The sequence below is a fragment of the Coleofasciculus sp. E1-EBD-02 genome (assembly GCF_040218245.1).
GTDB lineage: Bacteria > Cyanobacteriota > Cyanobacteriia > Cyanobacteriales > Coleofasciculaceae > Coleofasciculus.
Genome location: NZ_JAVJQN010000015.1, coordinates 1 through 12108, shown reverse-complemented (window position 1 = coordinate 12108; position 12108 = coordinate 1). Strand labels below are relative to the sequence as shown.

The 12108-nt window shown below is 45.9% G+C and carries 7 protein-coding genes; 5 read left to right on the top strand and 2 right to left on the bottom strand.

The window, feature by feature from the left end:
• The first annotated feature begins 205 nt into the window (after positions 1–205).
• The 3 genes from rpe (at position 206) to larA (ending at position 3208) form a co-directional block, all read left to right on the top strand.
• Positions 206–913, top strand: a complete 708-nt coding sequence (gene rpe, locus RIC07_RS02395; RefSeq protein WP_446384080.1) for a ribulose-phosphate 3-epimerase — start codon at positions 206–208, stop codon at positions 911–913.
• A gap of 358 nt (positions 914–1271) precedes the next feature.
• Positions 1272–1871, top strand: coding sequence for a Uma2 family endonuclease (locus tag RIC07_RS02390; protein WP_446393116.1), 600 nt, complete (start codon positions 1272–1274; stop codon positions 1869–1871).
• 50 nt (positions 1872–1921) lie between these two features.
• Positions 1922–3208 carry a nickel-dependent lactate racemase gene (gene larA / locus RIC07_RS02385; RefSeq protein ID WP_446393115.1) on the top strand — a complete coding sequence of 429 codons (1287 nt, stop codon included), beginning with the start codon at positions 1922–1924 and terminating at the stop codon, positions 3206–3208.
• A 224-nt stretch (positions 3209–3432) separates the two neighbouring features.
• On the opposite strand, the gene RIC07_RS02380 is transcribed toward larA, so the two are convergent.
• On the bottom strand, positions 3433–7218 hold the full coding sequence (locus RIC07_RS02380; protein ID WP_446393114.1) for a right-handed parallel beta-helix repeat-containing protein: 3786 nt from the start codon (positions 7216–7218) through the stop codon (positions 3433–3435).
• 504 nt (positions 7219–7722) lie between these two features.
• A complete protein-coding gene (locus tag RIC07_RS02375; RefSeq protein ID WP_446393113.1) occupies positions 7723–8943 on the bottom strand; it encodes a pentapeptide repeat-containing protein in 1221 nt (406 codons plus the stop codon).
• Between the two features lie 217 nt (positions 8944–9160).
• Here RIC07_RS02375 and RIC07_RS02370 point away from each other — a divergent pair, with 217 nt between their 5' ends.
• Together RIC07_RS02370 and RIC07_RS02365 are read left to right on the top strand one after the other, a co-directional pair.
• A complete protein-coding gene (locus RIC07_RS02370; protein WP_446393112.1) occupies positions 9161–10507 on the top strand; it encodes a TldD/PmbA family protein in 1347 nt (448 codons plus the stop codon).
• Positions 10508–10663: 156 nt separating this feature from the next.
• The gene (locus tag RIC07_RS02365; RefSeq protein ID WP_446384469.1) at positions 10664–11638 is read left to right on the top strand and encodes a LysR family transcriptional regulator; all 975 of its coding nucleotides are present in this window, start codon (positions 10664–10666) and stop codon (positions 11636–11638) included.
• Positions 11639–12108: the final 470 nt, after the last annotated feature.

Below are 12108 nucleotides of genomic sequence, written 5' to 3'. Positions count from 1 at the left end.
GACAGGTGAAATCATTTCTAATCTTGGTGGAAAAAAAGTCATTATTGGTGGTGATGGATTTCGGATGGACAGGGACATCAATGGCGCTCGTGGGATTTTCCTGCGGGCTTTGGGAGATATCCCCTCTCTAAGAGCTTGTCTTTTAGAGTGCATTGTTAGCGAATGTTAGCAAAATTATATCGGACTTAGGAGAGTATCACCAGTTATGACCCAAACGCAATCCCAAAAACCCATCGTCGTTGCCCCCTCCATTTTATCCGCCGATTTTAGCCGACTGGGGGAACAAGTACAGGCAGTGGATGCTGCTGGTGCTGACTGGATTCACGTTGATGTGATGGATGGGCGGTTTGTCCCCAATATTACAATCGGTCCTCTAATTGTCAAAGCGTTGCGCCCGGTTACCCAAAAGCCTCTCGATGTCCACTTGATGATTGTGGAACCGGAAAAGTATGTTGAGGATTTTGCCGAAGCTGGGGCGGATATTATTTCAGTTCATGCGGAACATAACGCTTCCCCCCATTTGCACCGCACCCTAACTCAGATTCAAGAATTGGGTAAGCAAGCGGGTGTGGTTCTCAATCCCTCCACCCCGTTAGAGTTGATTGACTATGTGTTAGATGTCTGCGACTTGGTGTTGATTATGAGTGTCAACCCTGGTTTTGGCGGTCAAAGCTTCATTCCTGGCGTACTGCCCAAAATTCGCAAGTTGCGTCAGATCTGCGATGAACGCGGACTCGATCCCTGGATTGAAGTGGATGGTGGACTCAAAGCCGACAACACCTGGCAAGTTTTGGAAGCAGGGGCTAACGCGATCGTTTCTGGTTCTGGTGTGTTTAAGCAGGATGATTACGCCAAGGCGATTACCGGAATTCGCAATAGCAAGCGTCCCGAACCGGAATTAGCCACAGTTTAAAAAGGAAAAGGTGGAATCGTAACATTCCCCGCTTTGATGTCAACTTAAGCTGAAAGCCAGAAAAACTCATATCTTGCACCAGTCTCACCAACCGCCTTGGGTTAAAACCCAAGGAACCCAAGCGAAAGTCAGAATCGAGCTGACTGGATAAGAATTGTAGTCGTCTTTAGACGACTTGTGCTTTTAGCCAAGAACTTGAGTTCTTGGCTAGTGTCAAGGCTTACCGACTCTCGGTGCAAGATATCAGAAAAACCGATTTGTCGGGGTGGGTTTTACCGATAAGGTTTAGCAACAACCGATAACGTCACTAACCCGCCCTGGTTGGGTTCATTTCTTAAACGCTTTTTCCCGATCAGCCATGGAAGCCATAACCTTGCATGTTCCCACCACGGTAACTCTAACCGATGAACAATTCTATCAGTTGTGCATGGCAAATGAAGAACATCGGATGGAACTAACGGCTGAAGGAGACTTGATTATTATGCCGCCAACGGGTGGAGAAAGTGGGATTAGAAATTCGGATTTAAATGCTGATTTGGTAATCTGGAACCGCCCGACTCGACTCGGTTATGTCTTTGATTCCTCGACTATTTTTAAATTACCCAATGGTGCAAAGCGATCGCCCGATGTTTCTTGGGTGATTCGAGAACGATGGGAAGCGTTATCTCCGGACGATAGACGGCGATTTCCACCCCTGTGTCCAGACTTTGTGATTGAGTTGCGTTCTGAAACCGATAGCCTACCCCCCCTGCAACGCAAAATGGAGGAGTATCTTGCTAATGGTTTACGGTTAGGTTGGTTACTTGATCCCCAAACTCCGTTAGCAGAAATTTACCGTCCTGATCGAGAGGTGGAAACGTTGAATTTCTCCACTCAACAAATTTCTCCCTGTTTATCCGGAGAATCGGTACTTCCCGAATTTATTCTTGATTTGACTTCTATTTTCAATTTTGAGTGAACTGATTTGAGTAATCGTACCAAATCCAAATGACAAATGACAAATGACAAATGTACCAAGTCCCTTACGGAAAAACGTTTCTAGAATTTGATTTACCGCCAGGAATGCGGGGGTCATTAGTGACGTCTGAAGCCGTCCAACCCCTGACAGATGTTGAGGGGGCGATCGCGAAAACTCTCTCAACCCCGATCAATTCCCCACCCCTCACCCAATTGGCAAATCCAGGCGATCGCGTTTGTATTGTGTTTACGGATATCACTCGCGATAATCCCGATCAGGTATTGATTCCACCGATATTACAGCAGTTGGAAAAAGCAGGGGTACGTGACCAAGATATTACACTTCTATGCGGGATTGGTATGCATCGCCCTAGCACCATGGCGGAAAAGGTGACGAAGTTAGGACAAGCGGTGGTTGATCGGTATCGGGTGATTGACCACGAACCACAAAATCCAGATCAGTTAGTAGACTTAGGTGTTGTTAATGGTATCCCTTTATCGGTTAATAAAACCGCATATCATGCCGATATCCTCATCGCTACTGGCATTGTCGAACCTCATCAATATGCTGGCTATTCAGGTGGGTGTAAAACCGTTGCTGTAGGGGCGGCTGGAGAACCCTTAATTGCCTATAGTCATGGTCCTGAGTTTATTGATAATCCCAATTGTCGCCTGGGTAAACTTGAGGGAAATCCGTTTCAGCAGGCGGTGACAGAAGCGGCGATGCGGGCGGGATTGGGATTTATTATTAATGTGGTTCTTGATGATCAAAAACAGATTGTTTCAGTATTAGCAGGAGAACCCATAGAAACCCATAAACAACTGGTCGAACAAGCAAAAAACTTTAATCAAGTCTCGATTTCTCAGCAGTACGATGTGGTAATTGGCGGGGTTGGGTTTCCCAAAGATGCTAACCTCTATCAAGCCAGTCGTGCAGCGAGTTATCTGTTTTTTGCCCCGACTCCGGTTGTGCATCCAGGCGGTTATTTGATTATCCCCGCCCAATGTCCAGAAGGCGTAGGTGAAGGAGTAGGAGAACAGCGTTTTCTAGCAGCGATGCGAGATATTCCTTCTGTACAACAGATTTTACAGGAAGGGCGTAAACATGGGTATCCACCGGGTCAACAACGTGCGTTTGTTATGGCAAAGGTTTTAGAACAGAATTCGGTGATTATTGTTGGAAGTGATTATCCAGAGGTTGTGGAGGCGTGTAAAATGATTCCAGCCGCGACGATGGATGAGGCGTTAGCGAGGGTAGCTGCTGATTTGGGCAAGGAGTTGGATGTGTTAGTTGTTCCTCATGCGTTGCTGACGTTACCTGTAATCAATCATCAGTGATTTATCTTAATAGACTAAGACATAAATTGTAGTGGACTGACACAACTAAAATTGTGGGATAGATTTGACGTTAAACCCTGAGCGAAGTCGAAGGGTTAAACCGGGCGCACACCGTGCGCCCCTACAATGCTAATCCACCCATTAAGGTGTGCCACGACAGTAGGTTTGGTTTCGACTTCACTCAACCCAACGGAATGTAGGGCTAAGGTTCCCTGACTACAAACTCAAGGACAAGGTAATCCATTGGGCGTGTCTAGGGTAATCGTCCCGGATTGGTTCGCATCAAGGATATTTTGGGTTTCACTCAAAATTTCAAATATACTTAATGGTTGTGGATTTTGTGAATTTTGTGGGTCTTGAATTAAAGTGAAACCAGTATTGCTAGTATTATCACTTAAGTTTAAACAAAATGCAGACTTATTATCAGTTGTCACTTTGACGCCAATAGAGTCGTTAGGAGTAGTTAATGTGTTCTCTAAAATATTGGCGAAAACTTTTGTTTCATCAAATAGCTGAAACTCAATACCTTGTTGAGCATTATTTTCAATGGTATTATTTTGAATGATTGCTTCCTGGATTTCTGCCGTGGAATTGGCAAATAATGGAAGATTCAATGAGCCAAGGCGAATGTCGATTCCTTCATCACCATTATTTCTAATTGTATTTCCCGAAATTGTAATATTTTCTAAGATGGTATTACCTTCAATACCAATGCCAATGCCGTCACCGCGAGTTGGATTGCTGCTGCCATTATTTTCTATTGTATTCCCCTCAATTGTCAAATTAACTGTGGGATTTCCAGTAATTGGGGGATTGTCTATAGAAATACCTAAACCTATCAGAATTGCATCTTCAAAGTTGCCAGAAACTACATTATCTGAAATGGTTATATCCGCAGAAGCCGTACTATTATTTATCAAAATACCTTGTCCGCTTGGCAATGTCTCAATAATTACTCCAGGTAATACTTCTTCTGTATCAGCAGCCAAACCATCTGTTCCAGTAATGTTGTTCGCTATGATCTCAACGGTTCCCATAACATTTTCAATCATAATTCCCCGACCTGTCGGAAAATCAAAATTAATGCTCGCGTCAGGGTTTGGAACAGGAATGGTATCAAGAATTGTGTTCTCCTCTATAGTTACTTGTCCATCGGTATCTGCTAGATAAATTCCTTCATTAGTTGCCCCTTCAATGCGGTTATTTGCCAGGGTAACATTACCAAGATTGCTTCCGGAAATGCCGCTATCATCAGTATTCCGAATGTCAAATCCAGAAATCGCGATCGCGCCTTCTGGAGAATCCAATAGTTTAATTCCCTGATTGGCTTGAGTAATCTCGCTTCCTGCATTCGCGGAAATTGTAGCGGTTCCCTGGATATTCGTGGCGAGGATACCGTTACTGGCGGGATTTTCAATCGTAATTGTACTGTCGCTGATGTCGAAAATTCCACTAACTGTGTCCAGAGAAATCCCTTCGGTTGCGGAATTGGTACTGGTGAGAGTGGTATTCGCGATCGCGCCATTATTAATATTACTCACTTCCACAACTGCACCGCCTGTACTTTCAACGGTTAAACCGGATAAATTAATCGCACCTGTACTTTCAGTGAGGGAAATTCCGGCTTGATTTCCTTCAGTCGTAATCTGACTTCCTGTATTAGCGGAAATTGTAGCGGTTCCCTGGATATTCGTGGCGGCGATACCATTATCAGTGGGATTGGTAATTATGATTGTGCTATCGCTGATGTCGAAATTTCCGCTAACTGTGTCCAGAGAAATCCCTGCTGTTGCGGAATTGGTACTGGTGAGAGTGCTAGTCGCGATCGCGCCATTATTAATATTACTCACTTCCACAACCCTACCGCCTGTACTCTCCACGGTTAAACCGGATAAATTAATCGTACCTGTACTTTCAGTTAGGAAAATTCCGGCTTGATTCCCTTCAGTCGTAATCTGACTTCCTGTATTAGCGGAAATTGTCGCGGTTCCCTGGATATTCGTGGCGGCGATACCATTACTGCTGGGATTGGTAATTGTGATTGTACTGTCGCTGATGTCGAAATTTCCGCTAACTGTATCCAGAGAAATCCCTTCGGTTGCGGAATTGGTACTGGTGAGAGTGCTAGTCGCGATCGCGCCATTATTAATATTACTCACTTCCACAACCCTACCGCCTGTACTCTCCACGGTTACACCGGATAAATTAATCGCACCTGTACTTTCAGTTAGGGAAATTCCGGCTTGATTCGCTTCAGTGGTAATCTGACTTCCTTGATTGGCTGAAATTGTCGCGGTTCCCTGGATATTCGTAGCGAGGATACCGTTACTGGCGGGATTTTCAATCGTGATTGTGCTGTCGCTGATCTCGAAATTCCCGCTAACTGTGTCTAGAGAAATCCCTTCGGTTGCGGAATTTGTACTGGTGAGAGTGGTATTCGCGATCGCAACATCATTCACCGATGTAACACTTAAGCTAGGAACGCCATTTCCCGCGATCGCACTATTAGTAAATGAAATAAAACCGCCAGTATTTTCCAGTAACACCCCAGCTTGACTAGAACTGGTAATCATACTGTCTCGCACTTCCCCATTTTGAATACCCCTAGCGACAATTCCTGGATTGGTTACTCCAGTTATTGTAAATCCGGATAACACCGTATTATTTCCCAACGTTACTGTATCCATAACCTGAGGAAAAACGCCAGCACCGGATAACGGAAGCTGTACGCGACTAAATTCCACTGTATCCAATTGCTGAATGGGTCCTGTGGACAAAACCTGCACCTGATCAGGAATTGTAAAAGCTGGAATACCAGGATTCGTTCCCGCTTGTACATAAACAATATCATTCCCATCGGATCGCGTCGCGGCTAGCGCTAAATCGACTGTCCCAAACGGTGTTTCAACTGTACCATTTCCGCCACTTGCGCCTAAATTAACGTGCTGAAATACATAAGGTTCACCAGTTTTGGGATTCGTCGCGGCGGTAGTAATTTCTTCGCTGAAAAAATCCGATTCGGTTTGACTATCAACCGTGATACTGGAAGTACGTCCCACGCCATCCCCTAAACGGGATAAAATACCAGCATCCCCTGAGGAACGAGTTTTCCCGAAAATCGCCCCCACACTAACAATTACATTGGTGCCAAATAGCTGATCCTCTTGCACCGCCACACCGAAATTTAGGGTATCGGTGGGTTGCACTTCCAATCGCATCCGCCAACCTAGACTGGAATCACTTCCGGTTGCATCGTAATAATAAAGTCCACCATACCCTCGTAATCCTCCCCCTTCACCCCATTGCGCCAATCTTGCACCGACTTCCAGATCAAACCCCGTCATTGCTGCTTCAAACTGGCGCACTTGTCCCCGTTGTCGTTGTCCCTGAACCACTAAAAAATTGTCAGAAAAGAAACGATCAGTCAGTTGAAATCCGGTATCAAATGCTGTTTCATCCACTAAATCGCGAGTATCACCCAGAGGAAAATAACCATTGAGGCGCACATCCCAAACCTCTCCCAAGGTTTCTAATCCCACACCGAGTTGATGGAATGTAGTATTTCCCGTATCCCGACGGTCAAAACCCACATAACCGCCAAAAATTCGATTGAGAGACTGACTGTAAATGCGGTGTCCCACTAATAGATTACCACCGACATTCGCGCTATTATCTAACTGCAATCGTCCCTCTAAAAACGTCAGCGTACTACCGGGATTTTGTAGCAATGGGAGAAAACTATCCAAGCGGGTAAAACCATCATATCCTGCACCGGACGTACTGTAACCAATTCCCCAGCGCGGTTTAATTTTTGTAGTCGCTAAATCTGGAGTTGCAGACGGGGGAGAGTCTGGCGCTTGCACTTGAAGAGAATTACCCAAGTAGGGGTGATGTAGAGGAACAGTGTCAGGGTTAGGAGGTAATGGAATCTCCGTTTGGGCTATAGCCGCAGGAATGAAGAGAGGAATGAAACATAAGCTAGTCCAGAGTAATCCAGTGACACTGTTCATATACGCGATCGCCAATCGATTTTTTTACCTTAACCTACACTCAACAGAAGCACCCCCAATTCCTGACAATGAAATACTTTTTTAAACTAAACTTAATTTAGTTCCTATGTACTATAGGAAACGTTACATCTGATCTGAGTCAGGAATCGTTTAATGGAAGAAGGGGTTTGGGGAGGGGTCTGACCCCTCAGTTAATGACCAGCAGTATCACTAGGGGAGAGGGGAGAACAGAAGTAATTTAGATTCTGTTTTATCGGTGAATAATAGAGTAAAAAAACTTATTCTTAGTTCTTTTTTATGTTGATAGGAGAGGAAATAATTGATACCTTTTCCGGTTCCCCTTCTCCCTTGATGGGAGAAGGGGCTAGGCGATGAGGGTGACTAAAATCCCCGCAAATTCGACTCAAAAACCCTGGCAAATTCCTCTCCACATCCTCACTACAAACTCTGACAAATCGTAATCCTAAAGACTCCAAAAACGGACATCATATCATAGGTATAGTGTCAACGCCCTAATTTATTAGCAATCCCATTACACCCTCCCGGAATGGTTCGGCGAGACTGTTCACCGCACCAGAAACAGCAGTATTGACGTTGTTCCTCGCCTAATCGCTGCACTCCGGTAAAATTCGCTCCCTCAACCACAGCACCCGTATGAATTCCAGTGCGATAATCAGGCGGTTCAGTACGACTGCGGGGACTGGCGGTTTCCACTGATCCATAGAACAAGCGCACACCCTTGAGATCAGAGTTGGACAAATTCGCTTTATAGAGAATCGTGCGAGACAAATTTGCTCCAGCTAAGTCACAATTGCTGAGATTGGCTTGCACCATATTGGCTTCACTTAATTCCGCCCAGCGTAGATCCGTACCTGCCAAATCAGCCCCGGCTAACATAACATTTAGAGCAATAACTCGCACGCCATAAACCCGATCTTCTTGATACCCGCCATAACCATCTAGCATAGGACGTCCTAAATGGCGATCGCGTTTTAAAGGTGTGAGTAATCTGGATTGAGACAAAAACCGTAAAACTTTCGCTTTGCCGCCAGCGTCTACACTATTGAGAATAGCAGCGGTTCGTCCTTCACAAAACGCCCGTTCTTGGGGCCAATCTTCTAGCAATCCTTCATCGTCTAAAGCGAGGTCACAAATACCCTGAAAGTAAGCATCAATGGTTTGCTGCTGGGTAATTGTATTTTGCTGGATGGTGAGATCTTTAGAAATAACATACTGTCGCCAAGCGATATAGACAGCGAGAATAGCAATCAAAATTTGCCCTAACGCACCAATCCATTCCGCTAAAGAACCCACCGAATCAAACGCCTTGGTAAACCCGGTTAACGCCGCAATCCCAACAATTGCCAGGATCACACCACAAACCGCAATAACTTGCGATCGCTGCTGGGGAGAGAGAGATTGCTGAAACCATTGTTGTAAGGGTGACCAAATCACTGACACAGAGAGGAGTAACGTGACAATGACCCCGGCGAGAATCACCCAGTTGTTATCCAGAACTAAGCCAACAATCAAAACCGCGATCGCACTGAGGGTGATAATGGAAGGATCAGCCAATGCTTTACGGTTAGTAGTCTGTCGATCAGAGAATTGAGTCGGGGACACCGCCGACACCTGATCAGAAGCCTGAGATGAGATTGGCTCAGAATTAGGGGGGGTTGACTGGATGGCTGGATTAGACGGAGATGGATCAGACGGGTTGGTCATAGTTTGCCAGTGCAGCAGTGGAAGCAGATACAAAAGATTTTATTTTGTACAATCAGGTGGATAGCGATCGCCTGATCAGGTAGGCAAATTATGATAATTTGAGCATTTATCAGAAATTGTGTCCATTTGTCCACCCTACGCCTACTGGAACATTTACTATAAACAAGACGCGCCTATCATATCGGAAACAGAATGTTTGACTTGGAGTAGAAACGCCGTGACCCCAGCTACAGCCTCTACATTAGTAAACGAAGACCAAGCCTTATCCTTGGTTGATTCCGTGATTCAGCAATCCCAAGCCGAAGGCGTGTTCGTCAGCGTTAGTTCCAGTGAATCGGCTCTCAGCCGCTTCTCAGAAAATCAAATTAGCCAGAATATTAACCGCCATAAATTTACTCTCACCGTTACCAGTTATTTCGGTAAACGCAGCGCATCGGCTTCCACCACAGAATTTTTACCCGATGCAATTACCGATACCATCCAGCGATCCGAAGAATTAGCTCGGATTGCACCCGAAGATCCAGAATGGGTTCCTTTGCTTGAACCCCAAGTCTACGAGTCGCGTGTTCCTGCCTTTGACGACGCCACAGCCACTTTATCACCCTTAGCACGCGGAGAAATGGTACAACAAATCTGTGCTAAGAGTGCTAAAGCCGGAGTGGAAGGTTCTGGACGATTGAGTACGCAAGCCTTTGCTCAAGCCGTGGGGAACTCCCTGGGATTACGCGCCTGCGATCGCGGCACAGAGGCGGAGTTGAGCTTTACGGCTCGAATTGAGGATGGATCGAGTTGGAGTCAGCGTACAGCCTTTGCTATTGCTCAGTTACCCCTAGATTCCCTGATTGAACCCCTGATTGAGCGTGCTTTTGCCGCCCGTAATCCCCGTGAAATTCAACCGGGTGTTTACCCTGTCATCTTTAATAATCCGGCGTTTGCGGATTTACTTCCCTGGGTGATTTTCAATTTAAATGCCCGATCCGCCGATGAAGGGCGATCGTTTATGTCTCGCACCGATGACACAGGTCAACCTGTGGGGAATCGCGTTGGCGAACCCCTATTTAGTCCCTTGGTACAAGTACAACGCCATCCTGCTCATCCATTGTTGCAGAGAGGAACCTGCTTTAGTGATGGATTGAGCAATCACTACCTAGAGATTATTCAGGATGGAGTGCCTAAAACCTTATCCTATAGTCGCTACTGGGCGCAACAGCAGGGAAAAGAACCGACAGGATCATTGTTTCCCATCGTTATGTCTGGATCTGAGCAAAGCCTGAGCGATTTGATTGCTCAAACGGAACGGGGAATCTTGGTTAATCGCGCTTGGTATGTGCGCTATGTCAATCCACGTACCTTAGAGGTGACAGGAATGACCCGTGATGGTACATTCTGGGTTGAAGATGGGAAAATTGCTTATCCGATTAAAAATCTGCGATTTAACCAAAGTTTGCCGGACATGTTACGGGATATTGATGCTCTGAGTACGGTACAGCGTTTCGGGGGTCGGGTGATGCCAGGGGTACGAGTTAAGGCGTTTAATTTCAGCAGCGTCACTGATAGCGTCTAGAGGGAACAGGGAACAGGGAACAGGGAACAGGGAACAGTATTGGGTAGGGTGGGCATAGCCTATCCTACGGTTGAACTTACCGTATCAAGTATTACTAAGTTGAGGTGAGATATCGATTAAGCTAATCTCACGTTAATATATCTCCGCTACACCATCATGCGTCTAGAGCAGTTACAAGCTTTTTTAGCCGTTGCTGAGACAGGCAGCTTTCAACAAGCCGCCCGTGAATGCGGTGTTACCCAATCGACGATTAGCCGCCAAATTCAAGCATTAGAAGCTGAACTGGGGCTACCCTTGCTCCATCGAACGGCTCGGGCGACATTAACCTTAGGAGGCGATCGCTTTTTATTTCGCGCCCGTAAAATCTGCCATGAATGGAAAACCGCTACCCAAGAATTATCTGACTTGTTAGACGGAAAACAACCTGAACTCTGTGTCGCCGCTATTCACTCCGTCTGCGCCCATTACTTGCCCCCGGTTTTACAGCGTTTTTGTCAGGATTATCCCAACGTGCAACTGCGGGTAACGGCATTGGGGAGCGATCGCGCCCTGAAAGTTTTGAAAGATGGCTTGGTTGATTTAGCGATTGTCATGAATAACCGCTATTTAACCGCCAGCGCCGAAATGGTGACGGAGCAATTGTATGACGAACCCATCGAAGTCTTAATGGCAGCCGATCATCCGTTAACAAAATATACCCTAGTGCCTTTGGATGCCCTAACGTGCTATCCCCATGTGATATTTAAAGATGGCTATGGGATGCAGCGATTGGTACAAGACTTGTTCTCCCGGCAAAGTGGCACCCTTAACGCTAGCTTAGAATTAAATTCCCTGGATGCTTTTCGGGGAGTTGTGCGTCAGGGACATTTAATTTCGCTGTTACCCCGATCTGCCTTGGTAGAAGCCCTAGGTGATCCTACTCTGGCTGTGCGTTCGATTGCCGCTGCTGCTACTGAAAATGGATCACCTCCGAAACAAACTTTGACCCGGCAAGTGGTGTTAGTCACGACACAAGATCGACTGCAAATCCCACCGATTCGCTCCTTTTATAACATGGTGCTGGAACTTATGCCTACCTGTCATACAACAGTTCAAGAGACGGTGGGAATAACTCCCGCGATCGCTCCTTAACAACATTGCGTGAAACAGGGAGGGGATGTAAACGGAAATGTTAAGCGAAATCAATCATTTTTTAATACCTTTATCAAATCTTTAAGCAGAGACTTACGGGGTTCTACGACATAAGCTGACATGGGGAGTTTACCGTTTCCGTAATTTTATGGAGGATAGGCTGACGTAGTATAGCGCTACTCGCCAGGGAATAGGGAATGAGAAACACCTCGACCCTTCGACAGGCTCTATTTGTAGGGTGCGTTAGCGAAGCGTAACGCACCTTAACCCCCATCTGCTAAGACACTTAGGATTCGTAGAGACGTGACCGTGGAACGTCTTCAGAGAGTTAACATTTACGACCTATTGCTGATAATCAGGGAAAAGTTCCCCGCTTTATGAAAACTTAATCAAAAACTCAAGGCAAAGTTTATTATTTTGGTATAGGATAGTGAACAAGCTAGATTTCCGTTCAGTTGATTTTCCCTTCA

What these genes read in the sequence shown, in the direction of transcription:
- rpe (WP_446384080.1), top strand. Translation starts at nt 206, where the DNA reads ATGACCCAAACGCAATCCCAAAAACCCATCGTCGTTGCCCCCTCCATT.
- RIC07_RS02390 (WP_446393116.1), top strand. Translation starts at nt 1,272, where the DNA reads ATGGAAGCCATAACCTTGCATGTTCCCACCACGGTAACTCTAACCGAT.
- larA (WP_446393115.1), top strand. Translation starts at nt 1,922, where the DNA reads ATGTACCAAGTCCCTTACGGAAAAACGTTTCTAGAATTTGATTTACCG.
- RIC07_RS02380 (WP_446393114.1), bottom strand. Translation starts at nt 7,218, where the DNA reads ATGAACAGTGTCACTGGATTACTCTGGACTAGCTTATGTTTCATTCCT.
- RIC07_RS02375 (WP_446393113.1), bottom strand. Translation starts at nt 8,943, where the DNA reads ATGACCAACCCGTCTGATCCATCTCCGTCTAATCCAGCCATCCAGTCA.
- RIC07_RS02365 (WP_446384469.1), top strand. Translation starts at nt 10,664, where the DNA reads ATGCGTCTAGAGCAGTTACAAGCTTTTTTAGCCGTTGCTGAGACAGGC.